The 24,271-nt window shown below is 70.1% G+C and carries 28 protein-coding genes; 18 read left to right on the top strand and 10 right to left on the bottom strand.

All coding sequences use genetic code 11. The features are described from left to right. Genes murU through WAE60_RS05610 form a run of 4 tightly spaced genes read right to left on the bottom strand, consistent with a single transcriptional unit; the run spans nucleotide 1 to nucleotide 3,149 of the window. On the bottom strand, nucleotides 1–765 hold the full coding sequence (murU, locus tag WAE60_RS05625) for an N-acetylmuramate alpha-1-phosphate uridylyltransferase MurU (RefSeq protein ID WP_337685351.1): 765 nt from the start codon (nucleotides 763–765) through the stop codon (nucleotides 1–3). After that, nucleotides 762–1,853, bottom strand: coding sequence for an N-acetylmuramate/N-acetylglucosamine kinase AmgK (gene amgK / locus WAE60_RS05620; protein WP_337685350.1), 1,092 nt, complete (start codon nucleotides 1,851–1,853; stop codon nucleotides 762–764). Before amgK ends, murU begins: the two co-directional genes overlap by 4 nt. After that, nucleotides 1,843–2,298 carry a tRNA (adenosine(37)-N6)-threonylcarbamoyltransferase complex ATPase subunit type 1 TsaE gene (tsaE, locus tag WAE60_RS05615; RefSeq protein WP_337685349.1) on the bottom strand — a complete coding sequence of 152 codons (456 nt, stop codon included), beginning with the start codon at nucleotides 2,296–2,298 and terminating at the stop codon, nucleotides 1,843–1,845. The genes amgK and tsaE overlap by 11 nt, the downstream gene beginning before the upstream one ends. Then, the gene (locus WAE60_RS05610) at nucleotides 2,295–3,149 is read right to left on the bottom strand and encodes a 1-acyl-sn-glycerol-3-phosphate acyltransferase (RefSeq protein WP_337685348.1); all 855 of its coding nucleotides are present in this window, start codon (nucleotides 3,147–3,149) and stop codon (nucleotides 2,295–2,297) included. The genes tsaE and WAE60_RS05610 overlap by 4 nt, the downstream gene beginning before the upstream one ends. 104 nt (nucleotides 3,150–3,253) lie before the next feature. Here WAE60_RS05610 and WAE60_RS05605 point away from each other — a divergent pair, with 104 nt between their 5' ends. Then, nucleotides 3,254–3,889, top strand: coding sequence for a hypothetical protein (locus WAE60_RS05605; protein ID WP_337685347.1), 636 nt, complete (start codon nucleotides 3,254–3,256; stop codon nucleotides 3,887–3,889). Then, nucleotides 3,889–4,425, top strand: coding sequence for a DUF3916 domain-containing protein (locus WAE60_RS05600; protein WP_337685346.1), 537 nt, complete (start codon nucleotides 3,889–3,891; stop codon nucleotides 4,423–4,425). Before WAE60_RS05605 ends, WAE60_RS05600 begins: the two co-directional genes overlap by 1 nt. On the opposite strand, the gene WAE60_RS05595 is transcribed toward WAE60_RS05600, so the two are convergent. Both WAE60_RS05595 and WAE60_RS05590 read right to left on the bottom strand, forming a co-directional pair. Beyond that, complete coding sequence (locus WAE60_RS05595) at nucleotides 4,422–4,610, bottom strand: hypothetical protein (protein ID WP_029909430.1); 189 nt, start codon at nucleotides 4,608–4,610, stop codon at nucleotides 4,422–4,424. The genes WAE60_RS05600 and WAE60_RS05595 overlap by 4 nt on opposite strands. Before the next feature lie 90 nt (nucleotides 4,611–4,700). Then, the gene (locus WAE60_RS05590) at nucleotides 4,701–5,444 is read right to left on the bottom strand and encodes an SDR family oxidoreductase (RefSeq protein ID WP_337685345.1); all 744 of its coding nucleotides are present in this window, start codon (nucleotides 5,442–5,444) and stop codon (nucleotides 4,701–4,703) included. A gap of 126 nt (nucleotides 5,445–5,570) precedes the next feature. Between WAE60_RS05590 and WAE60_RS05585 the strand changes: the two genes are divergently transcribed. From WAE60_RS05585 to WAE60_RS05575, 3 genes are all read left to right on the top strand, one after another. Next, the gene (locus tag WAE60_RS05585) at nucleotides 5,571–6,482 is read left to right on the top strand and encodes a LysR family transcriptional regulator (protein WP_029909426.1); all 912 of its coding nucleotides are present in this window, start codon (nucleotides 5,571–5,573) and stop codon (nucleotides 6,480–6,482) included. Nucleotides 6,483–6,697: 215 nt separating this feature from the next. Continuing rightward, nucleotides 6,698–7,816 (top strand): cell division protein ZapE, encoded by a 1,119-nt coding sequence (zapE, locus tag WAE60_RS05580; protein ID WP_029909424.1) that lies wholly within the window; start codon nucleotides 6,698–6,700, stop codon nucleotides 7,814–7,816. A gap of 217 nt (nucleotides 7,817–8,033) precedes the next feature. Then, the gene (locus tag WAE60_RS05575) at nucleotides 8,034–8,618 is read left to right on the top strand and encodes an NUDIX domain-containing protein (RefSeq protein ID WP_337685344.1); all 585 of its coding nucleotides are present in this window, start codon (nucleotides 8,034–8,036) and stop codon (nucleotides 8,616–8,618) included. A 152-nt stretch (nucleotides 8,619–8,770) separates the two neighbouring features. Here WAE60_RS05575 and WAE60_RS05570 read toward each other — a convergent pair whose 3' ends face one another. Continuing rightward, on the bottom strand, nucleotides 8,771–10,951 hold the full coding sequence (locus WAE60_RS05570; RefSeq protein ID WP_337685343.1) for an ATP-binding protein: 2,181 nt from the start codon (nucleotides 10,949–10,951) through the stop codon (nucleotides 8,771–8,773). Between the two features lie 244 nt (nucleotides 10,952–11,195). Here WAE60_RS05570 and sdhC point away from each other — a divergent pair, with 244 nt between their 5' ends. The 6 genes from sdhC (at nucleotide 11,196) to WAE60_RS05540 (ending at nucleotide 16,359) form a co-directional block, all read left to right on the top strand. After that, complete coding sequence (gene sdhC, locus WAE60_RS05565; protein WP_029909418.1) at nucleotides 11,196–11,603, top strand: succinate dehydrogenase, cytochrome b556 subunit; 408 nt, start codon at nucleotides 11,196–11,198, stop codon at nucleotides 11,601–11,603. Between the two features lie 2 nt (nucleotides 11,604–11,605). After that, nucleotides 11,606–12,010, top strand: a complete 405-nt coding sequence (gene sdhD, locus WAE60_RS05560; protein WP_029909416.1) for a succinate dehydrogenase, hydrophobic membrane anchor protein — start codon at nucleotides 11,606–11,608, stop codon at nucleotides 12,008–12,010. Next, nucleotides 12,010–13,797: a succinate dehydrogenase flavoprotein subunit gene (gene sdhA / locus WAE60_RS05555; protein ID WP_337685342.1), complete on the top strand. Its 1,788-nt coding sequence runs from the start codon at nucleotides 12,010–12,012 to the stop codon at nucleotides 13,795–13,797. Before sdhD ends, sdhA begins: the two co-directional genes overlap by 1 nt. An 11-nt stretch (nucleotides 13,798–13,808) precedes the next feature. Then, on the top strand, nucleotides 13,809–14,591 hold the full coding sequence (locus tag WAE60_RS05550; RefSeq protein WP_029909412.1) for a succinate dehydrogenase iron-sulfur subunit: 783 nt from the start codon (nucleotides 13,809–13,811) through the stop codon (nucleotides 14,589–14,591). 194 nt (nucleotides 14,592–14,785) lie between these two features. After that, nucleotides 14,786–16,006, top strand: a complete 1,221-nt coding sequence (locus tag WAE60_RS05545; RefSeq protein ID WP_337685361.1) for an FAD-dependent oxidoreductase — start codon at nucleotides 14,786–14,788, stop codon at nucleotides 16,004–16,006. A 32-nt stretch (nucleotides 16,007–16,038) separates the two neighbouring features. Further along, the gene (locus tag WAE60_RS05540) at nucleotides 16,039–16,359 is read left to right on the top strand and encodes a 2Fe-2S iron-sulfur cluster-binding protein (protein ID WP_029909408.1); all 321 of its coding nucleotides are present in this window, start codon (nucleotides 16,039–16,041) and stop codon (nucleotides 16,357–16,359) included. Nucleotides 16,360–16,524: 165 nt separating this feature from the next. Here the strand turns inward: WAE60_RS05540 and WAE60_RS05535 are convergent, their stop codons facing one another. After that, a complete protein-coding gene (locus WAE60_RS05535; RefSeq protein WP_029909406.1) occupies nucleotides 16,525–18,837 on the bottom strand; it encodes a PAS domain-containing sensor histidine kinase in 2,313 nt (770 codons plus the stop codon). Nucleotides 18,838–18,975: 138 nt separating this feature from the next. On the opposite strand from WAE60_RS05535, the gene WAE60_RS05530 reads away from it, so the two are divergent. From WAE60_RS05530 to WAE60_RS05520, 3 genes are read left to right on the top strand one after another with little or no spacing between them, the layout of a single operon-like run. Next, entirely contained in the window at nucleotides 18,976–19,377 is a 402-nt protein-coding gene (locus WAE60_RS05530) for a metallopeptidase family protein (RefSeq protein WP_337685341.1), read from the top strand. Further along, nucleotides 19,374–19,796, top strand: coding sequence for an SWIM zinc finger family protein (locus WAE60_RS05525; protein ID WP_337685340.1), 423 nt, complete (start codon nucleotides 19,374–19,376; stop codon nucleotides 19,794–19,796). Before WAE60_RS05530 ends, WAE60_RS05525 begins: the two co-directional genes overlap by 4 nt. A gap of 51 nt (nucleotides 19,797–19,847) precedes the next feature. Further along, nucleotides 19,848–20,315 carry a hypothetical protein gene (locus WAE60_RS05520; protein ID WP_337685339.1) on the top strand — a complete coding sequence of 156 codons (468 nt, stop codon included), beginning with the start codon at nucleotides 19,848–19,850 and terminating at the stop codon, nucleotides 20,313–20,315. Nucleotides 20,316–20,324: 9 nt separating this feature from the next. Here the strand turns inward: WAE60_RS05520 and WAE60_RS05515 are convergent, their stop codons facing one another. Further along, nucleotides 20,325–21,032, bottom strand: a complete 708-nt coding sequence (locus tag WAE60_RS05515; protein WP_337685338.1) for an NAD-dependent deacylase — start codon at nucleotides 21,030–21,032, stop codon at nucleotides 20,325–20,327. Between the two features lie 163 nt (nucleotides 21,033–21,195). Here WAE60_RS05515 and WAE60_RS05510 point away from each other — a divergent pair, with 163 nt between their 5' ends. From WAE60_RS05510 to WAE60_RS05500, 3 genes are all read left to right on the top strand, one after another. Next, complete coding sequence (locus tag WAE60_RS05510; RefSeq protein ID WP_337685337.1) at nucleotides 21,196–22,329, top strand: ferritin-like domain-containing protein; 1,134 nt, start codon at nucleotides 21,196–21,198, stop codon at nucleotides 22,327–22,329. A gap of 102 nt (nucleotides 22,330–22,431) precedes the next feature. Next, on the top strand, nucleotides 22,432–22,965 hold the full coding sequence (locus WAE60_RS05505) for a lipocalin family protein (RefSeq protein WP_337685336.1): 534 nt from the start codon (nucleotides 22,432–22,434) through the stop codon (nucleotides 22,963–22,965). 1 nt (nucleotide 22,966) lies between these two features. Then, complete coding sequence (locus WAE60_RS05500; protein WP_029909386.1) at nucleotides 22,967–23,521, top strand: lipocalin family protein; 555 nt, start codon at nucleotides 22,967–22,969, stop codon at nucleotides 23,519–23,521. Here WAE60_RS05500 and WAE60_RS05495 read toward each other — a convergent pair. After that, the gene (locus WAE60_RS05495) at nucleotides 23,518–23,724 is read right to left on the bottom strand and encodes a hypothetical protein (RefSeq protein ID WP_337685335.1); all 207 of its coding nucleotides are present in this window, start codon (nucleotides 23,722–23,724) and stop codon (nucleotides 23,518–23,520) included. The two genes, WAE60_RS05500 and WAE60_RS05495, sit on opposite strands and share 4 nt — an antisense overlap. Nucleotides 23,725–23,813: 89 nt before the next feature. Here WAE60_RS05495 and mmcB point away from each other — a divergent pair, with 89 nt between their 5' ends. Continuing rightward, complete coding sequence (gene mmcB / locus WAE60_RS05490; RefSeq protein WP_337685334.1) at nucleotides 23,814–24,269, top strand: DNA repair putative endonuclease MmcB; 456 nt, start codon at nucleotides 23,814–23,816, stop codon at nucleotides 24,267–24,269. Nucleotides 24,270–24,271 lie beyond the last annotated feature (2 nt).

The following is a 24,271-nucleotide window of genomic DNA, read 5'->3' as shown; positions in this document are numbered from 1 at the left end:
TCAGCTGCGACCCACTTCGCTGTGTTTGGCCAGCCGGGCCTCGGCCACGTCCCGGGCCCCGGGGTCGCCGACGTGCATCCAGACGCCCTGCGGCGCCACGCCGTGCACGCGGTGGTCCTTGGCCAGGGCCTTCCAGATCGGCAGCAGCGAGAACGGTCCCTCGGGGCCGTCGGCCACGACCTGGGGCTTGCAGATGTGGACGCCCACATAGACCAGGGGCGCGGTCTCGCCGGGGTCCTTGAAGCGCACGACCCCCCCCTGGGAATCCTCTTCGCCCAGGAACACGTCGCCGGTGTCGTGGAAGCCCAGGGATTCCGTGGTCGAGGCCAGCATCAGGCAGACGTCCATCCTGGCCGGGTCCCAGGCGCGGGCCACGGCCTCGATGGCCGAGGCGTCCTCGATCCAGACGGAGTCGATGTTGGCCACCCAGATCGGGGCGTCGCCCAGCAGCGGCAGGGCGTGCTTGACGCCGCCGCCGGTCTCCAGGGCCTGGGGCCGTTCGTCGGAGATGACGATGTGCGGCAGCGGATGGGTCTCGGCGCGGCGGACCAGGTGCTGCTCCAGCCGGTCGGCGAAATAGTGGACATTGACCACGGCGGTCTCGACCCCGGCGGCGGCCAGGCGGTCCAGCATGTGGTCGATCAGCGCCTTGCCGCCCACCTCGACCAGGGCTTTGGGCCGGTCGTCGGTCAGGGGGCGCATGCGGGTGCCCAGGCCGGCGGCCAGGACCATGGCGATCTTCGGGGCTTGGGGGGCGGCGTTCATCGACGGACCTCCGGCGGCACATACTTGTCGAACCAGGCCTTCAGCCCGGCCAGGGCCGGGTCCTGCAGGTTGCGCTCCAGATAGCGCCAGGTGCGCGGCATGTAGGACTCGTAGTGCGCGCGTCCCAGCAGGGCCTGGCGGGCGAACACCCGGCCCAGGATGCGCGCGGCGTTGGAGGCGGCCAGGGCGCGGTAGTCGGCGATGAAGGCGGCGCGGTCCACGTCCGGCCGGGCGGCCAGATAGCGGTCGAGCATGGCCTGTTCCAGCGCCGGCGAGACGTCGCGGCGGGCGTCCTGCAGCAGGTGGGTCAGGTCCCAGGCGGGGTGGGCGCGCAGGGCGTCCTGGAAGTCCAGCAGGCCGACGCGGGCCACGCCTTCGCGGCCGAGCAGCCACAGCAGGTTCTGGGCGTGATAGTCGCGGTGGGTGAAGACGCTGGCGCCGGCCTCGCCGCGCACCCAGACCGGGGCCCACAGGGCGTCCCATTCGGCCACGGCCTCGGGGCCGAAGGCGGGCATGCCCGCGAACTTCGGCCACCATTCCAGGAAGGTGTCGGTGGCGATCTTCAGGGCCAGGGTGTCGTAGGTCAGCAGGGGCCACGACACGCCGCCTTCCGCGGTCAGCACGTCGGGCGGGGTCTCGGCGTGCAGGGCCACCTGGACGTCGACGGCGGCCTCGTACAGCGGGACCTCGTCCTGGCCCTCGGCGATCAGGGTGGCGTAGAGGCCGTCGCCCAGGTCCTCCAGCACCGCCAGGCCGGCCTCGACGTCGTGGGCCAGGACGGCCGGGGCCGACAGGCCGCGCGCGCGCAGATAGGCGGCCGTGGCCACGAAGGCGGCGACCGAGCCGGCGGCCAGGCGGGCGGCGGCGTTGTAGCCCAGGGCGATCCGCTCGGCCTCGCCGGCGCCGGGCGGACAGACCACGCTCTCCAGGGCCGGCGGCTGGTCCATGAAGATAAACCGCTCGTCGCCTCGGTGGAGGCGCTCGTAGACGCGGGTCGAGGCGTCGCCGCCGAGCAGCTCGCGGCGGGCGTCGCCGAAACCGGCCTTGGCCAGGAAGGCCGCCTTGAGGGTTTCGCGGTCAGAGCTCAAGGTTGCGTCCTTCGAAGGTTCCATGCGGGATCAGGGTGGCGCGGCGCGCCTGTCCATCCTCGCCCGCGGGGCTGATGTCTATAGCGAGTCGGTCGGCCGGCAGGCGGCCTTGCAGGCGCTGGGGCCATTCGATCAGGGCCGCGCCGTCCTCCAGCGCCTCCTCCAGCCCGATCTCGTAGGCCTCGTCCGGATCGGTCAGGCGGTAGAGGTCGAAATGGGCGACCGGGAAGTCGGGGCCGTCGTAGAACTGCACCAGGGTGAAGGTGGGGCTGGGCGCCTCCTCGTCGGGCGAGGTCAGGGCGCGGACAAGGGCGCGGGCCAGCGTCGATTTGCCGGCGCCAAGAGGGCCGCTCAAGCACAGGGCGTCGCCGGGCCGCAGCACAAGGGCGAGTTTCCGACCCAGGGCCTGGGTGGCGGCTTCATCAGGGAGGTCGATCTCGATCATCCGAACACCGCGTCGGGGTTGGTGGGCAGCACGCGCTCGACGAAGTGCTTGAGGGCGCCGGTGGCCATGGCCGCGTCGGGGTCCAGGGCCTTGGCCGGGATCGGCCGGCCGACGATCAGCGAGAACCGCCGCCCGCGCTTGTTGAGCATCTCGTGGAACAGGGTGATGTCGCGCAGCTCCTGGAAGCGGCCGTCGAACAGGTGGAACAGGGTCGACCAGGGGCCGGTCAGATGCATGGGCACGATCGGCGCCCCGCTCCAGCGGGCCATCGACACGGCCGAGGCCTGCCAGGGCTTGTCCGTCAGCCGGCCCTCGACGCGCGTGGCCAGGCGTCCGGCGGGGAAGATCATCAGGGCCTGCTCGGCCTTCAGCGCCGCGCGGGTGCGCTCCAGCACGCGGCGGGTGTCGGCCAGGGTGCGCTTGGCCTCGACCCATTCGATCGGGATCAGCGTCTCGTCCAGGCGCGGACACACCCGCAGGGCGTCGGCGTTGGCGTAGAAGGTGATGTCGGGCCGGCGGGCCTTGAGGGCGTCGTAGACCGCCACCCCGTCGGCGATGCCGGTCGGATGGTTGCAGATGAGCAGGGCCGCGCCCTTGGCCGGCAGGTTCTCCAAGCCCCGGACATCGACGGCCAGGGCCAGCAGGCCGGAGACATAGTCCAGCGCCTCGCGGCCGCTCATCGGGGCGACGGCCTCGGCCAGGGCGCGCGCCTTGCCGTAGCTGAGCAGGGCGTGCACCGGCCCGCGCGCCAGCGGCCAGGCCGGCGAGCCGCACAGCTTCGGCGCCCGCTCGGCGATCAGGGTGTCGATGATGTGGGGGCGGGCCGTGTCCTGGGCCTGCTGCATGGTCATCCGTCGAGTCTAGAGAAGGCCGGGCGCGGTTCCAAGGCGAGGCTGGAAATTTGACGGACCGCCCGCGACGTCGGACGTTGGGGTCGCAAGAGGGGAGTTCTCGCATGAAGCGTTTCGGTCGCTGGCTCGTCGCCGCCGTCGTCATCGCCGCCGTCGGGGCGGGGGTCTGGGCCTATTGGAACTACGACCTGCGCTGGCGGCCCAAGACGATCACCCGGAACCAGGCGGAGATCGCCAAGATCCTGGAGACCGCCGGCTGGGTGTCGCCGGGGCTGAAGGGCCAGAAGCTGTACATGGTCAGCTTCCGCACCTGCCCCGACTGCGTGCGCTTCAAGTCCGAGGAGTATCCGGGCCTGCACAAGGCCGGGGTCGACACGCGGCTGATCGAGATCGCCCGCGCCGACCGCAACGGCGTGCCGAAATCCACGCCGGCCGAGCGGGCCACCGTGGCCGAGATGTGGGTCAACCGCAGCTGGGCGCTGTCGGAGAAATGGGACGCCACCCCGGTCGAGGCCTGGACGGCCGCCGGCATCGCCCCCGCCGACGGCGACGTGGCCCGCACCGCCGTGATCGAGGCCGGCCGCAAGACCGTCGAGGACCTGCGGCCGCTGCTCAAGGAGAACGGCGTCAGCTTCGCCTATCCGCTGCTGGTCTGGTGGACCAAGGACGGGACGATGAAGGCCTGCGCCTGCGAGCGGCGCGAGACCTACCGGTTCGTGCGGAAGGACCTGGGCGCCTAGTGCGGGTCCTCGACACCGTCCTGTCGGAAAGGCCGCGCTACGACGTCGTGCGCCGCATGCGGCGCCTCCGGTCCTGGGCCGCCGGCCTGGGCGAGGGCTTCGATTGGAAGCCATACGAGGGCCGCGGCTACTTCCACTGGAAGCTGGCCCTGCCCTACGCGCTGGTCTCGGGGCCGACGGCGCGGCCGGCGCTCCAGAGCCGCGCGGCCCAGGTGCTGATCGACGCGGCCAGGACCCTGGTCGACCGGCGGCCGCCCGGCTTGGCCGGCGCGCGGGTGGCGGCGATCATCAACCTGCCCGACATGTTCGGCAGCGAGGTGTGCGTCTTCTTCGACGAGGCCTATTTCCGCGCCTTCGCGCCGCGCGATGACGAGGAGCAGACCTGGACGCCGGTCGAGGCCAGCCTCGCTCGACGTTGGGACCTTCGGCTCCCGCCGGGCTTCGGGGAGCGGGGATTCGCCACCGAGCTGCGCGATTTCGATTTCGGCCCGCCGCATGTGGTGCGCGGCGAGGTCTGGATGATCGGCGAGGTCTAGACCGGCCGGCGGCTGATCTCGTCCTTGCGGGCCCGGCGGGTCTTGGAGCCGTGGACGTGGTCGAGGTCGCCGTCGCGCGGCGGGGCGCCCGCGTCGAGCTCCAGGTTGTCGTCGTCCTCGTAGATCGCCCGGGTCTCGCCTTCGGGGGCGACGGTGGACGGGGTGCGGTCTTCGGGCTGGGCCATGACGGTCTCCTCTGACGTTTCAGGGACCAAACGACCTCGCCCCCGGTCACGTTTCATGACCGGGGGCGCGCATCGACCGCGGGAGGGTTGTTAGAAATCCTGGGCGGTCGGGCGGACGGCGATCTCGCTGACGTCGACGTCGGCCGGCTGTTCCACCGCATAGGCGACGGCGCGGGCGATGGCGTCGGGGCCGATGGCGATCTCGTAGAAGGCGTCCAGGGCCTTCAGCGAGTCCGCATCCGAGCTGCCGTGCTTGAGTTCGGTGTTGGCCCCGCCGGGCGAGATCACCGTCACGCGGACCTTGGAGCCCACCTCGTGCCGCAGGCCTTCCGAGATGGCGTGCACGGCGAACTTGGTGCCGCTGTAGACCGTGCCGCCCGGGCTGAAGACCTTGCGGCCGGCGATCGAGCTGATGTTGATGAACTGGCCCGAGCCTTGGGCCTCGAACACCGGCAGGGCGGCGGCGACGCCGTACAGCAGGCCCTTGATGTTGATGTCGATCATCTTGTCCCACTCGTCGGTCAGGCGCGCCGACATCGGGGCGATGGCCATGTAGCCGGCGTTGTTGACCAGCACGTCGACCCGGCCGAAGGCCTGGACGGCGGCGGCGATCATGGCGTCGGCGTCGGCCTTGACGGTGACGTCGGTCCGGACGGCGATCGCCTGGCCGCCGGCGGCGGTGATCTCGGCGACCAGGGCCTCCAGGCGGTCGACGCGGCGGGCGGCCAGCACCAGGCGGGCGCCCTGGGCGGCGAGGTGGCGGGCGGTGGCTTCGCCCAGGCCGCTGCTGGCCCCGGTGACGACGACGACCTTGCCGGAAATGTTGGCGGACATGGGAAATCTCCTTGGCTGTCGGGGAGGGCTTTGGAGCGTCCTCGCCTCGTGACGGGGAAGATGAGGGCTCGACCCGTCCGCGATAATCCTTGATAGTTTGAACGTCGTTTCAAACAGGGCTTGATAATGCAGCGCGACCTGCTGGACGGCGTCGTCGCCTTCACCACCGTGGCCAGGCGGCGCAGCTTCACCGTCGCCGCCGCCGACCTGGGCGTGACGCCGGCGGCGGTCAGCCACGCGGTCAAGCAGCTGGAGGCCCGGCTGGGCGTGTCGCTGTTCGCCCGCACCACCCGCGAGGTGGGACTGACCGAGGCTGGGCGGCGCTTCCTGCACGGCGCCCAGCCGGCGGTCGAGGCGATGGTGGCGGCCACGGCCTCGGCGCGATCGCTGGGCGAGGGTCCGGCGGGCACGGTGCGCCTGACCACCTCGCGCCTGGCGCTGCGCATGGTGCTGGCCCCGGTCATCACCGACTTCGTCCGCGCCTATCCCGACGTGAAGCTGGAGATCGTGGTCGACGACGCCCAGGTCAGCCTGATCGAGGAGGGCTTCGACGTCGGCGTGCGGATGGGCGAGATGATCGCGCCGGACATGGTGGCGGTGCGGGTGTCGCACCCGTTCCGGTTCTGCGTGGTCGGCGCCCCGGCCCTGCTGCAGCGCTGGGGCCGGCCCGAGCACCCGCGCGACCTGAAGGGCTATCCCTGCCTGAACGTCCTGCAGACCACCCGGATGAACAACTACCGCTGGGAGTTCGAGGAGGACGGCCGCGAGTTCCAGGTGGCGGTCGAGAGCCCGCTCAGCGTCAACGACTTCGACCTGCTGATGAAGGGCGCGCTGGACGGCCTGGGCCTGACCTACCAGCCCGAGCCCCTGGCCATGGGGCATGTGCTGAACGGCCGGCTGGAGCGGGTGCTGGACGCCTATCTGGCCGGTCCGACGTCATGGCACCTCTACTATCCCAGCCGCCTGGGCGCCTCGGCCGCGCTGCGGGCGTTCGTGGAGTTCATGCGCGGCCGGATGCGGACGGCGGGGCGGGCCTAGGGATTGGCGCGAGCGCCTCAAAACAGGTTGTCATCCCGGAAGCCCCGCAGGGGCTGTTCTGGACCCAGGTGGCCGGGCCAAGTCGGAGCAGCCGCCCCTGGGTCCCGGACAAGCGCTGCGCGCTTTCCGGGATGACAACGGGAAGAAGGTGCGATGGGGCTCGGTGGGCTGTTGGCTCTTCCCCCGCCGTCCTCGGCGCGCTAACCCCCGTGGCGATGCCTACGTCCGTCCGCACCGCCTACCGAGAGCGCCTGGCCCAGGGCGAGATCAAGCCCGACGTCGCGCAGGCCGCCGCGGTCGACGCCCTGTCGCGGCTGGAGGCCGACCTCGACAACGCCGGCGAGCCCGGCTTCTCGCTGTTCGGCCGCAAGCCCAAGGGCCAGAAGGGCGTCTATCTGTGGGGACCGGTCGGGCGCGGCAAGTCTATGCTGATGGACCTGTTCTTCGACAGCGCCCCGGTCGCCAAGAAGCGCCGCGCCCACTTCCACGCGTTCATGGCCGAGGTGCACGAGCACATCAACGCCTGGCGCAAGGGCGACGCGGCCGAGCGCAAGGCCCGCTTCGGCCAGCACAAGGGCGACGACCCGATCGCCCCGACCGCCGACCTGATCGCCGCCGACGCCCGCCTGCTGTGCTTCGACGAGCTGCAGGTCACCGACATCGCCGACGCCATGATCCTGGGCCGGCTGTTCGAGGCCCTGTTCGCCCAGGGGGTCACCCTGGTGGCCACCTCCAACCGGCCGCCGGACGACCTCTACAAGGACGGCCTCAACCGCCAGCTCTTCGTCCCGTTCATCGAGATGCTGAAGGAGAAGCTGGAGATCGTGGCCGTGCGCGGCCCGGTGGATTTCCGGCTGGACCGCCTGCGCGCCGCCCGCACCTGGCTGGCCCCGGACGACAAGGCCAACCTCGCCGAGTTCGACCGCCTGTGGGCCGACATGCTGGACGGCGCTGAGGAGACCGGCGCCAAGATCGAGGTCCTGGGCCGCAAGATGCACTTCCCGCGCGCCGCCGGCGGCCTGTTGCGCGCCTCGTTCGCCAGTCTTTGCCAGCAGGCCCTGGGGCCGCAGGACTATCTGGCGATCGCCGAGCGCTTCCACACCCTGTTCCTCGAGGACGTGCCGCTGCTGACCCCGGACCGGCGCGACGCGGCCAAGCGGTTCAACACCCTGGTCGACGCCCTCTACGAGGCCGACGCCAAGCTGGTGGCCCTGGCCCACGGCGAGCCCGAGGCCCTGTATCCGGCCGGCGACGGCTCGTTCGAGTTCGAGCGGACGGTGTCGCGCCTGCAGGAGATGCGCTCGGCGGATTATGTGGCGCGGGTGCGGGACTAGGATTGATCGATATTCGAGCGCGGAGCCTTCCCCATCACCGTCATCCCGGGCCTTGTGCCCGGGACCCCTGGGTCAGCTGACGCGTGAGATAGATTGGCGCGCCGGCGCGCCACACCGCTGCACCTGCGGCGGATAGAGGGGTCCCGGGCACAAGGCCCGGGATGACGGTTGAAAAGAATGGGCCTGGGATCGGCAGAGTGATGAGGACGAGGAACCCATGAGCGTGAAGGACCGTGTCCGCGTCCACGAGACCCGGCTGCTCTCCGACAACTGGTACGTCCTGAAGGCCGCCACCTTCGACTGGAAGCGCCGCGACGGGACCTGGCAGACGCAGGCTCGCGAGGTCTACGACCGCGGCAACGGGGCGGTGCTGCTGCCCTACGACCTGGACCGGCGCACGGTGCTGCTGGTCCGGCAGTTCCGCTATCCGGCCTTCGTCAACGGCTACGACGACCTGCTGATCGAGGCCGCCGCCGGCCTGCTGGACGACGCCGAGCCCGAGGTGCGCATCCGCGCCGAGGTCGAGGAGGAGCTGGGCTACCGGCTGGGCGAAGTGACCAAGGTCTTCGAGGCCTTCATGAGCCCCGGTTCCGTGACCGAAATCCTGCACTTCTTCGTCGCGCCGTACGACGCCTCGATGCGGATCGGCGACGGCGGCGGCCATCCCGACGAGGGCGAGGACATCGAGGTCCTGGAACTGGCGATCGACGAGGCCCTGGCCATGGTCGCCGACGGCCGCATCCGCGACGCCAAGACCATCATGCTGCTGCAGCACGCGGCGCTGACGGTGTTTCGGGAGTAGGGGCGCCTCTCCAGCTTTCCCTCCCCCTTGTGGGAAGGGTGGCCCCGAAGGGGTCGGGTGGGGCTTGATGACTCAAGGGCGGCGGCGAAGCCCACCCACCAGCTTCGCTGGTCCCCCCTCCCCATAAAGGGGAGGGAAAGGCGACGTCCGCCTTACGCCTGTTCCCGTTCGACGTCTTCGCCCCCCACCCGCACCCCCGTCCAGCGCTCGACGGCGCCCAGGAGCTCGGCCGGCGAGATCGGCTTGCCGATGTGGCCGTTCATGCCGGCCTCGGCGCTGGCCGCCACGTGTTCGGGCAGGACGTCGGCGCTCAGCGCGATGATCGGGGTGTCGCGGTTGGCGCTGTCCTGGGCGCGGACGGCGCGGGCGGCGGTGAAGCCGTCGACCTGCGGCATCTGCAGGTCCATCAGGATCAGGTCGAACCGCTCGCAGGCGGTCAGGCGCAGGGCCTCGGACGCGCTGGCGGCCTCCGAGACCTCGTGGCCGACGGCCTGCAGCATGGCGCGCACCAGTTCGCGGTTCACCGCTACGTCGTCGACGACCAGGACCTGGGCAACGGCGACGGGTCCGGCGCGTTCGATGTTGGCGCCCGTCGGGGCGGCCGCGGCCTCGTCGGCGCGGACGTCGAAGGCGAAGATCGAGCCGCCGCCCGGGGCGGGCTCCATGGCGATCGAGCCGCCCATCAGCTCGACCAGGCCCTTGCAGATCGAAAGGCCCAGGCCCGTGCCGCCGTAGCGGCGGCTGATCGAGCCGTCGGCCTGGAAGAAGCGCTGGAACAGGCCGTCGCGCTTGTCCTCGGGCACGCCGCAGCCGGTGTCGCGCACCGACACGTGCAAGACGCCGTCGGCATGGCGCACGCCCACCCGCACCTCGCCGGCCTCGGTGAACTTGATGGCGTTGCTGACCAGGTTGACGATCACCTGGCGCAGGCGGTTGGCGTCGGTGGCCAGGGCCGCGGGCACGCCCGGGTCGAGATCCAGCGACAGGGCCAGGTCCTTGGCGCGGGCCTGCTCGGCGAACAGGGCCATGACGTCGTCCAGGAACGGCGCCACGGCGAAGGCCTGGGGCGACAGGGCCACGTGGCCGGACTCCAGCTTGGAGAACTCCAGGATGTCGTTGACCACCGTCAGCAGGGTCATGCCCGCCGTCCTGACCCGCCGGACATAGAGGCCGGCGTCGGGCGACAGGTCGTCGATGTCGGCCAGCAGGCTGGAAAAGCCGTTGATCGCCGTGAGCGGCGTGCGGATCTCGTGGCTCATATTGGCCAGGAACTCGGCCTTGGCCTCGGCGGCGGCCTCGGCGCGCAGCTTGGCGTCCAGCAGGGCGGTTTCGCGGGCGCGGGACTCGGTCACGTCCATCAGGGCGCCGAACAGCGTGGCGACCTGGCCTTCGGCGTCCAGCTCGACCGCCACGTGGCTGACGATGTCGCGCACCGTGCCGTCGGCCCGGGTCAGGCGGGTCTCGAACTCGAACGGCTCGCCCGTTTCGGCCGCCTTCTCCAGCTCGGCCCGCCAGCGGGGGCGGTCGTCGGCGGGGAAATGGGTCAGCTGCACCTCGCGGTCGGGCACGCCCGCCGACGTTTCCCGGCCATAGATGCGGAACACGCCCTCGGACCAGGTGGTCACGCCGCTGGCCACGTCGATGCGCCAGTGGCCGACCCCGGCCATGTCCTCGGCCATCAGAGCGATGCGGTGGGCCTCGCGGATGGTGCGGGCGTCGGCCTCGGCCCGCCCCCGCGCCTCGGCCAGCTCGCGACGGGCCCGGGTCAGGTCGATCTGCAGCGAGCGGAAGACGCGGAACACCAGATAGGTGGTGGCCAGCACCGTGGCGATCCGCCAGGGCTGGTCGCGCTGGATCAGCCGGGCGCTGGCCCCCAGCTGGACCACGACCATCGAGACCAGCATCGGCGTCAGGTTGGTCAGCAGGCGCTTGGGCCGGGCGTAGTCGCGCACCAGGATCTCGAACATGACCACGCCGTACAGGGTCACGCCGAAGGTCTGGGCCGCGCCGACCTGGAAGAAGGTCAGATAGAAGCCGGCCAGGCCGTAGCCGGCGCTCTGCATCCAGGCGAAGAGGTCGGCGGCGCCGCCCCGTCCCGTTGCAGTGGTCCGCGCCTCGGCGACGGCCAGGACGGCCATGGCCGCCATCCAGAAGTACGGCGCGTGGTCGCTGGAATAGGGCAGGGTGGCGCAGAAGACGACGGCCGAGAACACCAGCCGCGCGCCCATGCCGCCGGTGTCGCCGCCCGCGACGCGCAGCACGTCGAACAGCGCGCCGAGCGTCCGTCGCCAGCCGGCCGGCGCCGGCGCGTCCGTTGAAATCCCTGCGGCCATTGAACGCACCCCAACTTGGTCAACGGCCCGTTTACTGTCTAGGTTTGAACGAAAGGTTGAACGCGCTCGGCGAACGGCGATCGACCCGCTGCGGGCGCCCCCGCGCGCTGCGGCGCCTGTATTCCGCCGCGCCCATCCTCTCGGTCATGAGAACGTTTCTCAACAAGGGCGCCCGCGTTGACACCCGGGGCGTCGCGCTTAAAAGCATCCCGCAACGCACAAAGCTAAAGGGTTGGACACAACCATGACCGAGACCAGCGGGGGTCTGCCCGAGCGCCCCCTGTCGCCGCACCTGCAAGTCTGGCGCTGGCACATCACCATGGCCTGCTCGATCCTGCATCGCGCCACCGTCTTCGCCCTCTATGTCGGCGTGCTGCTGCTGGCCGGCTGGGCCCTGGCCCTGGCCTCGGGTCCGCAGGCCTACGCCTGCTACACCGGCTGCCTCGGCTCGCCGCTGGGCAAGCTGGTGCTGTTCGGCCTGACCGTCGCCGTGCTCTACAACATCGCCTACACCGTGCGTCAGACCTTCTGGGACGCCGGCAAGGGCTTCACGCCGAAGACGGCGGACATGACCGGCGCGGCCGCCATCGCCTTCGCGGTGGTCGGCGCGATCGTCGTCTGGGTGATCGCCGCCCAAACCGGAGCGCTCTGATCATGGCCAAGTCGTCTTCCGCCCGCTTCCGCACGCCGATGTCCCGGGCCCGCGGCCTGGGCGCCTCGCACCACGGCGTCGGCCATTTCGTCACCGAGCGCGTCTCGGGCATCGCCCTGATCCCGCTGGCCCTGTGGGGCGTGTTCGCCGCCCTGCGCCTGGCCGGCCTCGGCTTCGACGGCGCCGCCGAATGGGTGGCCATCCCGCACAACACCGTCCTGCTCAGCCTGCTGATCGTCGTCGCCCTGGTCCACCTGAAGGGCGCGGTGCAGGTGGTGATCGAGGACTACGTCCCGGACTTCACGACCAAGACCGTGCTGGTCCTCGCCAATCTTTTCGTTTGCGTCCTCGGCGGCGCTCTTGGGGTCGTGGCGATCCTCAAGGTCGCCTTCACCGGAGCCCTCTGATGTCGGCCTACAAGTTCATTGATCACCGCTTCGACGTCGTCGTCGTCGGCGCCGGCGGCTCGGGCCTCCGCGCCGCGCTCGGCTGCGCCCAGGCCGGCCTGAAGACCGCCTGCGTCACCAAGGTGTTCCCCACCCGCAGCCACACGGTCGCCGCCCAGGGCGGGATCTCGGCCTCGCTGGGCAACATGGGCCAGGACGACTGGCGCTGGCACATGTTCGACACCGTCAAGGGCTCGGACTGGCTGGGCGACCAGGACGCCATCGAGTACCTGACCCGCAACGCGCCGGCGGCGGTCTACGAGCTGGAGCACTGGGGCGTGCCGTTCTCGCGCACCGTGGACGGCAAGATCTATCAGCGCGCCTTCGGCGGCATGACCAAGAACTTCGGCGAAGGCCCGATCCAGCGCACCTGCGCGGCGGCCGATCGCACCGGTCACGCCATGCTGCACACGATGTACGGCCAGTCCCTGGCCCACGACACCGAGTTCTTCATCGAGTACTTCGCCCTCGACCTGATCATGGAAGACGGCGTCTGCCGGGGCGTCACCGCCTGGAAGCTGGACGACGGCACCCTGCACCGGTTCCAGGCCCAGATGGTCATCCTGGCCACCGGCGGCTACGGTCGCGCCTACTTCTCGGCCACCTCGGCCCACACCTGCACGGGCGACGGCAACGCCATGGCGCTGCGCGCCGGCCTGCCGCTGCAGGACATGGAATTCGTGCAGTTCCACCCCACCGGCATCTACGGCGCCGGCTGCCTGATCACCGAGGGCGCCCGCGGCGAGGGCGGCTACCTCACCAACTCGGAGGGCGAGCGCTTCATGGAGCGCTACGCCCCGTCGGTGAAGGACCTGGCCCCGCGCGACATGGTCAGCCGGGCCATGACCATCGAGATCCGCGAAGGCCGCGGCGTGGGCCCCAACAAGGACCACATCTTCCTGCACCTGGACCACCTGGACCCGAAGATCCTGCACGAGCGCCTGCCCGGCATCTCGGAGACCGCCAAGGTCTTCGCCGGCGTCGACGTGACCAAGGCGCCGATCCCGGTCCTGCCGACCGTCCACTACAACATGGGCGGCATCCCCACGAACTATCACGGCGAGGTCGTGACCAAGTCGGGCGACAATCCCGACCAGGTTATCCCCGGCCTGATGGCCGTGGGCGAGGCGGCCTGCGTGTCGGTGCACGGCGCCAACCGCCTGGGCTCTAACAGCCTGATCGACCTGGTGGTGTTCGGCCGCGCGGCGGCCCTGCGCTGCGCCGAGATCCTGACGCCCGGCGCCACCCAGCCCGAGCTGAAGGACAGCATGACCGACGGCCACCTGGCCCGCTTCGACCGCTTCCGCAACGCCAACGGCGGCACGCCGACGGCGGCCCTGCGTCTGGAGATGCAGAAGGCCATGCAGGAGGACGCCGCGGTGTTCCGCACCGGCGAGAGCCTGGAAAGCGGCGTCAAGCGCCTGGGCGCGGTCTGGGACAAGGCCAAGGACATCAAGGTCAGCGACCGGGGCCTGGTGTGGAACACCGACCTGATGGAGACCCTGGAGTTCGACAACCTGATCGGCCAGGCCGTCGTCACCGTGGCCGGGGCGGTGAACCGCACCGAAAGCCGCGGCGCCCACGCCCGCGAGGACTTCTCCACGCGCGACGACACCAACTGGATGAAGCACACCCTGGCCTGGCTCGACCAGTCGACCGGCCGGGTGAAGATCGATTTCCGGCCGGTGCACAGCTACACGATGTCCAAGGACATCGACTACATCCCGCCGAAGCAACGCGTGTACTGAGGGTACGATCGATGGTTCAGCTCACCCTCCCGAAGAACTCCACCGTCCAGAACGGCAAGACCTGGCCCGCCCCGGCCGGCGCCAAGAACACGCGTTCGTTCAAGGTCTACCGGTACGACCCGGAAGACGGCCGCAACCCGCGCTGGGACACCTACGAGGTGGACGTCGACGCCTGCGGCCCGATGGTCCTGGACGCCCTGCTCTACATCAAGAACACCATCGACCCGACGCTGGCCTTCCGCCGCTCGTGCCGTGAAGGCGTCTGCGGCTCGTGCGCGATGAACATCGGCGGCCGCAACACCCTGGCCTGCACCCACGGCCACGCCGACACGCCCGGCAAGGCCGTGCAGATCAGCCCGCTGCCGTCGCAGCCGGTGGTCAAGGACCTGATCCCGGACCTGACGCTGTTCTACGCCCAGTACGCCTCGATCGAGCCCTGGCTGCACACCGTCACGCCCGAGCCGCGCACCGAGTGGAAGCAGTCGCCGGAAGACCGTTCCAAGCTGGACGGCCTCTACGAGTGCATCCTCTGCGCCTGCTGCTCGACCTCGTGCCCCAGCTACTGGTGGAACGGCGACAAGTACCTGGGCCCGGCCACCCTGCTGCACGCCTACCGCTGGCTGATCGACAGCCGCGACGAAGCCACGGGCGACCGCCTCGACAACCTCGAGGACCCGTTCAAGCTCTATCGCTGCCACACGATCATGAACTGCGCCCAGGTCTGCCCGAAGGGCCTGAACCCGGCCAAGGCGATCGCCGAGATCAAGAAGATGCTGGTGGAGCGCGTGGTCTAAGGACCACGCCTCCCTACCTCGTTCTTCGACGGGCTCGGGACGAGGGTGCTTCAAACGCCGCAGAAGATCGGTAAAAACTGGTCTTCGAGCCCAAGGCCGATCGGCTTGCAAAAAGGTGACGCCACCGTCATCTTTGCTCGAACGGGAGGACTTTGGCGTTGAGCGGCATTGGGAGTGAAGCTGGAACCGGGGATCTGAACGCCCGCGTCGTCATCGTCGGCGCCGGCCACGCCGGCGGTTCGGCCGCGGCCTTCCTCCGCCAGTACGGCCATGTCGGCCCGATCGTGCTGATCGGCGACGAGCCCCTGCTGCCCTATCAGCGCCCGCCGCTCAGCAAGGCCTGGCTGAAGGGCGAGGCTGACGCCGACAGCCTGCAGCTCAAGCCCAGCAGCTGGTACGAGGAGGCCGGCGTCTCGCTGCGCCTGGGCGGGGTGGTCGTGTCGATCAACCGCGGCGCCAAGACCGTCAGCCTCGCCTCGGGCGAGACCCTGCCCTACGACTACCTGATCCTGGCCACCGGCGCCCGGGCCCGGGCCCTGCCGATCCCCGGCGCCGACCTGGCCGGCGTTCTGGCCCTGCGCACGGCGGCCGACGCCGAGGCCCTGAAGGCGGCCCTGGGCCCCGGCAAGCGGCTGGCGGTGGTGGGCGGCGGCTATGTGGGCCTGGAGGCGGCGGCTTCGACCATGGCCTTGGGCGGCCACGCCACGATCATCGAGCGCGAGCCCCGCGTCCTGGCCCGGGTGGCCTGCGAGACCCTCTCCAACTTCTTCCAGGACTATCACGGCGAACGCGGCGTGACCTTCGTGCTGGACGCCAATGTGGCGGGCTTCGACGGGGTCGACGGCCACGTCACCGGCGTGCGGCTGGCCGACGGCGCGGTCATCGCCTGCGACGCGGCCCTGGTCGGGGTCGGGGCGGTCCCGAACGAGGAGCTGGCCCGCGACGCGGGCCTGGAGTGCGCCAACGGCGTGGTGGTCGATATCGAGGCCCGCACGGCCGACCCGTTCGTGTTCGCGATCGGCGACCTGACCCACCGGCCCCTGCCCACCTACGACCGCCAGTTCCGCCTGGAGAGCGTGCCCAACGCCCTGGAGCAGGCCAAGCAGGCCGCCGCCGCCATCGCCGGCAAGGCCATGCCGCCGCACGAGATCCCGTGGTTCTGGTCCGACCAGTACGACCTGAAACTGCAGATCGCCGGCCTGCCGTTCGACACCGACCGCCAGGTGGTGCGCGGCGACGTGGCGGCCGCCAAGTTCGCCGTCTTCCACCTGAAGGGCGACCTGGTCCAGGCCGTCGAGGCGGTCAACGCGCCGCCCGAATTCATGGCCGGCAAGCAGCTGATCGCCAAACGCACGCCCGTCAGCATCGAGAAGCTGGCGGACACCACGATTTCCATGAAAGAAGTAGCGGCGTAAAACGACCGTTCAAAAGCCAGTTCAGGGGACCCATGGCCAAGATCACCTACATCGAGCACGACGGCACGGACCACGTCATCGACGTCAAGCCGGGCCTGACGGTCATGGAAGGCGCCGTGAAGAACAACGTGCCGGGCATCGACGCCGACTGCGGCGGCGCCTGCGCCTGCGCCACCTGCCACGTCTATGTGGACGACGCCTGGCTGGACAAGACCGGCGAGAAGTCGGCCATGGAAGAGTCGATGCTGGACTTCGCCGAGAACGTCGAGCCGAACAGCCGCCTGTCGTGCCAGATCAAGGTGAGCGACGCCCTGGACGGACTGGTGGTGCGGCTGCCGGAAAGCCAGCACTAGGATTGTCTTTTTGGGGGCGGTGGCTCACCCACTTGCCCCCACCTGACGGCTTCGCCGTCTATCCGCCCCCGAAGGGGGCGGAGCCGAACGCTCTTCCCCCCCTTCGGGGGAAGACGACCGCGAAGCGGTCCGTAGGGGGCAAGTGTTCGCCGCCCAAACCTTGCCTTAGAACCCGAACTCCGGCTGCGCCGCCCCCGGCTGCTGGGTCTCCGGCAGGTGGCACGTGAACGTCGAGCCCGCGCCGGGTTCGCTTTCCAGCGCCACCCAGCCGCCGTGCAGCTCGACCAGCGCCTTGACCAGGGCCAGGCCCAGGCCCGGCCCGCCGCGATCCCGGCCCACGAACCGATCGAAGATGTGGGCCTGGACGTGGAAGGGCACGCCCCGGCCGGTGTCCGACACGTCCAGCCGCACCTCGCCCAGGGCCCGGCGGGCCGAGAGGGTGACCACCCCGTCCGGCGGGGTCTGGCGCAGGGCGTTCTCGATCAGGTGGTCCAGGATCTGCGACAGGCGCTTGTGGTCGCCGCGGATCAGGCCGACGTCCTTGTCGCATTCGACCGACAGGGTGACCCCGCCGATCTGGGCGGCGTTCAGCGAACGCTCCTGGGCGTCGGCCAGCAGGCCGGCCACGCGGATGTCCTCGATCTCCAGCGCCATCTCGCCGGCGTCGATCTGGGCCATGTCCAGCACGTCGTCGATCGAGCGGGCCAGCTGGGTGGCGGCGGCGCGCACCGAGGCCACGTGGCCCCGCCCGCGCTCGGTCAGGCCGTCGGCCCGCTCCAGCAGCTCCGAATAGCCGATGATCGTCGTCAGCGGCGTGCGCAGCTCGTAGGAGACGTTGCCGACGAAATCGCGCTTCAGCCGCTCGGCCTCGGTCAGGGCCGCCGAGCGGTCGGCCAGGGCGCTTTCCAGCTGGCGGGTGTCGGTGACGTCGGCGAAGGCGATCAGGGTGGCGCCGTCGGGCAGCGGGCGGCTCTGATAGACGATGATGCGGTTGTCCGAGGTGCGGGTCTCGCCCGAGGTGGGGGCGCGCATCTGCGGGTCGGGATCGGCCACCCGGCCCTTCAGCTCGCGCCAGAAGCTCAGGTCGTGCAGGCGCGGCACGCACAGCTCGACCACGCCCTCGAAATCGACCGCCGCCTCCAGGGCCTGGGCCGAGACGTTCCAGAAGGTCTCGAAGGCCTCGTTGTGCAGGCGTAGGCGGCCGTCCGAGCCGAACACCGCCACGGCGTCGTTCAGCTTGTCCAGCGTGGCCTGCTGCACCTGGATCAGGGCGTTGTACTGGGCCTTCAGCCGCAGCTCGCCGGTGATGTCGGAATAGAGCACCAGCATGCCGCCCAGCGGGTGGGGCTGGCGCACGACGCGCAGGGTGCGGCCGTCGGGCAGGTCCCACATCTCGTCGGCCTGGGGGCCCAGGTCCTCGTAGCGGGCCAGTTCCGCCGCCTTCCACTTGGCGTAGTCGACCGTCTCGGGCAGGCGGCGGCGCTGGCGCAGGCGGTCCAGCACCTCGCCGTGGGTCGGGCGCTCGGCCAGCCAGGCCGGCTCCAGGCCCCACAGTTCGGCGAAGGCGGTGTTGTGGAAGGCCAGGCGGCGGCCGGCGCTGAAGATCGCCACCGCGTCGGCGATGTGGTTCAGGGTCTCGTCGTGGGCGGCGACGTGCTTCTTCAGCGCGTCGCGCATGTCCTCGACCTCGGTGACGTCGCTGCTGAACACCCCGACTCCGCCGCCGTCCAGCGGCTGGGCCGAGAAGCGCAGGGCCCGGCGGCGGCCGTCCAGCGGCACCCAGCGGACCAATTCGCGCAGCTCGCCGGCCTTGGCGGCCTCGACCGCCAGGGCGTCGGCGGCCCGGTCGATCGACTTGTTGTCGCGCGAGGCGTCGGCGGCCGTCTCGACCCCCACCACCCGCAGATAGGCCGCGTTGCCCCAGACCGGCGCGCCGTCGGCGCCCGAGATCCAGGCCGGCTCGACCAGGCCGTCCATGAAGGCGGCGAAGCGTCCGGCGTCCGGCAGGCCGGTCTCGCTGGCGGCCGCCGCGCACAGGCGCAGCCAGGCGCGGGTCCCCGCCGCCCGGCCCTCGACCACCACGCCGCCGCGCGGGCCGCGGGCCTCGAAGGCGCAGGACTGGCCCTGCTCGAACAGGGCCTTCAGCTTCTGGGCGTGGGACGGATCGGCCTCGGTCAGGGCCAGGACCACGGCCTGGGCGTCGGCGGCGACGTCGAGGATCTCGGCGCACGCGGCCAGGGCGTCCTCGCCGGACACCAGGTCGACGCCGTCGTCGTGGAGGACGACCACGGCGCTCTCGAAGGCCTCGGCCGCGCCCTGGCTGTCCATCAGCCGGGTCTCCAGGCGGACGGCGCGGGCCTTCAGGCGGGCGAGGTGGTCCTCGAAGCGCCGCCGCTGCGACATCGCCCACAGGGTGGCGCAAAGGGCGAGGCAGACCGCGCCGGCCGTCGCGGCCAAGATCAGGTCGGACGAGGTCATCAGGCTTGGCGTCGGCCCCTGGCTACGGTCATGGTTAGCGAATCAGCTTCACAGATTAGGCCGCGCGTGGCCAGAGCGCGATGAGCGTGGCTGTCGCGGAGGCTTTCCGGCGCGGTCCCTCCGGCCTATGTACCGACCATGACCTGGACCGACCGCATGGCCCCCTCGCTGGACGACTTCGCCGCCCTGGCGCGCTGGGCCTTCGACGACCTGCCCGCCGACTTCCGCCGCCAGGCCGGCGACGTGGTGTTCCGCGTCGACGACTTCGCCTCCGACGAGGTGCTGGACGACCTGGGCATCGAGGACCCGTTCGAGCTGACCGGCCTTTACCAGGGCGTCGATCTGGCCCGCCGCTCGCTGTTCGACCCCACGCCGCAGCCGTCGATGGTGTTCCTGTACCGCCGCCCGATCCTGGACGAATGGTGCGAGCGCGGCGACGTCACCCTGGGCGAACTGATCGCCCACGTGCTGGTCCACGAGATCGGCCACCATTTCGGCCTGTCGGACGACGACATCCACCGCATCGAGGACGACGCATGAGCCACGGCGACACGCTTTTTGACGCCGAAGCCTGGCGCGGGCGCATGGACGAACGCTGGTTCGAGAGCGGCGCGGCCATGGCCGAGGCCGGCGCCGTCGACCTGATCGCCATCGAGGACGACGTGGTCACCGCCCACGTCACCGGCAGCACCGGCGAGCTCTATGTCGTCGCCCTGCGCGCCCCCGACGGCGAGGGCGCCTGCACCTGCCCGGGCTTCGACAAGTTCGGGGCCTGCAAGCACCAAGCGGCCGTGGTCGTGGCGGCCAACCTGCTGGACGGCACGGGGCGGGGCTATGTCCGCGAGCGCCTGGCGCGGCTGAGGGACGGTCTGGCGCTGGAGAGCAAGGACGCCCTGATCGAACGGATCGTAGAGCTGGCGAAACGGGATCCGAAGGTGCTGGCGGGGCTGGAGGGGTAGGAGCGTCGTGACGCTGTTGCGAACCTCGACCATGGCCGACGGATTGACGGCATGAAGGCCTATGCGATTTTTCCCGCGTTCGAGCTCTATGGTGATGACGTTCCGGCCGAAAGGACGCAGGCGTCCATTTCGCTGATCGCCAAGATGACATTCGACAGCCTGCGGAGTGGAGGAGACGTCTTCCAGTTCGTCGTCGATTGGCGCGATCCCGGAGCGGCCGCCGATGCGGGCCATTTTCACGAAGACCTGGCCGAACCGCACCTGATCCCCCTCCTGTCGGAAGAGGACTTGCTAGACCGCATACGGCGATCGATCGACCCGAACGCTGTATGTGCTGGCACGGTCCGATCGGCAGCGACCTGCCGAGCGGTAACCTTCGGTTGGGATGGCCAGGCGTTCATCTGCCTGCGTCATGAGGACAAGGCGCCCGTGTCTCCCGACGCCACGCTGGCGGTCGTTTCCAGCGAACCCGACCTTTTCACCGAGACCGATTACTTCGATGGGTGGATACGCGACTAGGGTGAGGTCCTACCCGCCCAGCACCTCCTCCACCCAGGCCGGCACCACCTCCGTCGCCGGTCCATACCGCCGCTCGTCGAAGGCCCGGGCGTTGTCCGAGGGCTCCAGGTTCAGCTCGCAGGTCCGAAGGCCCAGCCGCCGCGCCTCGGCCACGAAGCCGGCGGCCGGATAGACCGAGCCGGAGGTGCCGATCGATACGAACAGGTCGGACTCCTCCAGGGCGTCGCCGATCGCGTCCAGGAACAGCGGCTCCTCGCCGAACCACACCACGTGCGGGCGGGCGGTCCCGACGCGACCGCAGGCCAGGCAGCCGCTGTCGGCGCTCAGCGGCTCCAGGTCGGGCCAGGTCGCCCCGCAGGCGTGGCAGCGCGTCACCCGCAGCTCGCCGTGCATATGGACCACGTCGACGCAGCCGCCCTGCTCGTGCAGGTCGTCGACGTTCTGGGTGCACAGGAACAGACGCCCGCCCTTGGCGGCCAGTCCCGCCTGCAGCCGGGCCAGGGCCGTGTGCGCCGCATTGGGCGCCGCGTTCGCCAGGTTGGCCCGCCGGGCGTTGTAGAAGGCCCGCACCTTGGCCGGGTCGCGGGCGAAGCCCTCGGGCGTGGCCACCTCGTTGAGGTCGTACTGGGTCCAGATGCCGCTGGTGTCGCGGAAGGTGCCCAGGCCGCTCTCGGCCGAGATGCCGGCGCCGGTCAGGACGAAGACGTTGAGCCCCATGGCCGTGCTTTCCCCAGGGGCCCCGGGCCCATTTGCGAACCTGACGCAGTCGTCATTTTTAATTTGACCCCGCCGCGTCTTTGAGTTGACAGTGTTTAGATAGGCCAGAGACCCGCGTTAGACGGGGCCTGTCCAGCCCCTTTTAGGCGAGGAGCCCCCAAGGATGACCAGCGCGACGGACAAGAACATCACCAAGGACGCCATGTACGACGCGGTGGCGCCGGACGACTTCGAGTCGATGCTCGAACTCGACCGCTACGGCAACCGCTCCAGCGCCTTCGACAAGATCATCTCGGCCACCCACGACCACTTCTGGGACCCGCTGGACAAGGCCTATATCGATTTCGACGAACCGTTCGACATGGAGAACCAGGCGCTGGTTCCCGAGGACCTGGTGATCGCCCTGTCCACCGACTACGTCTCCAACCACCTTTCCGATCCCAAGCAGCGCATCCGCTTCATCAACCAGTCGGTGCTGCGCAGCTTCTCGTCGATCCTGCACGGCGAGCAGGGCGCGCTGAACCTGTCGGCCAGCCTGTGCCACGTGCTCAAAGACCAGGGCGCCCAGGAATACGCCGCCAACCAGACCCGCGAAGAGGCCCGCCACGTCACGGCCTTCGCCAAGTACATCAAGGCCCGCTGGGGCAAGCCGGTCGAATGCGGCCCGGCCCTGAAGACCCTGCTGGTCGAGATCATCGGCGCGCCCGAGGTCTACAAGAAGATCATCGGCATGCAGATGCTGGTGGAAGGCCTGGCCATGGGCGCCTTCGCCACCTTCTTCAACAATATCAACGACCCGGTCGGCAAGAAGCTGCTGCAGCTGGTGATGACCGACGAGGCCTTCCACCACAAGTTCGGGAAGATCTGGGCCGACCGCACGGTGCCCAAGCTGAGCCCCGAGGAGCACGCGATCATCGAGGACTGGGCGGCCCACTGCTTCCAGACCCTGCTGTTCAACCTGGTCTCGCCGCACCAGCAGCTGGACCTCTATCGCGAGTTCGGCCTGGACCCCGACAAGGTGGTCGAGGAGTACGGGAAGATCATGACCGACGACCTGCGTCGGGAGAACATGAAGGAGCAGACCAACATCTTCCGGGTGCTGGTGAAGACCCTGCTCAACGCCGGCATCATCACCGACCGCACCAAGGCGTTCTACGCCATGTACGTGGACATCGAGGAGCTGAAGGGCGAGGGCGACCGCATGGTCGGCGACGACATCGCCGAGGAAGGCATCCGCCACCTGCAGGCCATCAACTTCAAGGACCGCGTCGCGCCGGTGACCATCGCCGCCGAATAGGCCTCCTGCCCGCCTGAACGAAACGCCCCGCCGGGACCCCCGCAAGGGAACCCCGGCGGGGCGTTTTGCGTTGTGGACGACTTGTGGGGCAAGGTGGGCGTCATGCGCAGTCTTTCGATCTCGATCGCCGTCAGCCTGCTCGCCGCGGGCCTGTTCGCGGGCGGGGGCGCGCTGGCGGCCGCCAAGCCGCCGGCCAAGGCCATCCCGACCAGCTTCTATTCGGGCAAGTGGTACGAGATCGCCCGCACGCCCAACGCCGGCCAGCGCGACTGCGAGGCCCCGACCACCGAGTTCACCGGCAAGGGCGCCGACGGCTTCGCCGTCCACCAGGTCTGCCGAAGGGGCTCGGCCAGCGGCGCGGCCAAGGCGTTCGACACCACCGGCAAGATCCTGGCGGGCAGCCAGAACACCCGCTTCACCATGAGCTTCCTGGGCGGGCTGAAGAAGCAGGAATACTGGGTGCTGGACTGCGCCGACGACCATTCGTGGGCGATCATGGCCACGCCGGGCGGCAACTATGTCTGGCTGCTGGCCCGTCGGCCGGTGCTGAGCGACGGGGTCAAGGCCCAGGCCCTGGAGCGGGTGAAGAGCCTCGGCTACGCCAAGCTGGAATATCCGCAGCAGCCGCCGGCCTGAGATGCGGACGCTCCACGCCTCCGGCCTCGTCGCCGCCCTGCTGCTGACCGCGGTCGCCGTCGCCGCCTGCATGGCCCCGCCCAGCGGCAATCCGCATCCGCCCCAGCCGGCCAAGGCGGTCGATCTCGAACGCTACGCCGGGCGCTGGTACGAGGCGGCCCGCTACGACATGCGGTTCGAAAAGGGCTGCGACGGCGTCACGGCCGAGTACTCCAAACGCCCCGACGGCCTGATCCGGGTGCTCAACACCTGCCGTCAGGGCGGCCCGACCGGCCCGGCCAAGGTCAGCGAGGGCAAGGCCAAGGTCGCCGATGCGACCACCTCGGCCAAGCTGAAGGTCTCGTTCTTCGGCCCGTTCTTCCTGGGCGACTACTGGGTGCTGGACCACGCCGACGACTACAGCTGGTCGATCGTCGGCGAGGGCTCGGGCCGCTATCTGTGGCTACTGACCCGCGAACCGCCGACGCCGGCCCAGCTCAGCGCCCTGACCGACCGGGCCCGGGCGATGGGCTACGACACCTCCAGGCTGCGGGTGACCCGGCACGGGTCGCGCTAGGCGCCTCGGCGCTCTTCCAGGGCGACGGCGATCCGCTCCAGCGTCTGGTTCATCCGTCGGGTCTCCTCGAGCTGGGCGGTCATGCAGTCCAGCTGGGTGGTCACCGCCGGCGAGGCCTTGCCCATCTTCTTCATGAAGAAGATCCACACGCCGATCAGCAGGAAGATGGGCAGCATATTGATGAGGATGGCGGTGAGGCTCATGGGACCGATCTGACTGTGACGCTTCCCGGTCAGGCTAGCGGCGTCACATCACACTTGTCAGGCGAACAAAGCTGGAACATGTTTTCGGCATGGACATCATCGTCGATCTCCGAACGCGGCCCGAGACCACCGACCTCGTCACCCGGGGCGCGGCGCGGTTCCTGGTGTCGCTGGGCTACGCGCCCCTGGCCGAAGTCACCCTGCCCAACGGGCGGCGCGCCGACCTGATGGCCCTGGGGCCGAAGGGGGATGTGCTGATCGTCGAGGTGAAGTCGGGGTTGGAGGACTTCCGGGTCGACCGCAAATGGCCCGAATACGCCCCCTATTGCGACGCCTTCTACTTCTCGGTGTCGCCGGATTTCCCGGAAGGCATCCTGCCCGAGGAGCCGGGCTTGATCGTCGCCGACGGCTTCGGCGGGGCGATCGTGCGCGAGGCGCCGGTCGCGCCCCTGGCCCCGGCGCGCCGCAAGGCGCTGACCTTGGCCTTCGCCCGGCTGGCCGCCCTGCGCGCCGCCGGCGTCAACGCCGAGCGGCTAACGCTCTGACG

Origin of the sequence: Caulobacter sp. CCG-8 (assembly GCF_037402475.1) — a bacterium.
In the GTDB taxonomy this organism is placed as follows: Bacteria; Pseudomonadota; Alphaproteobacteria; order Caulobacterales; family Caulobacteraceae; genus Caulobacter.
Note: the sequence above shows the minus strand (reverse complement) of the source record. Positions and strands in the feature narration are given on the sequence as shown.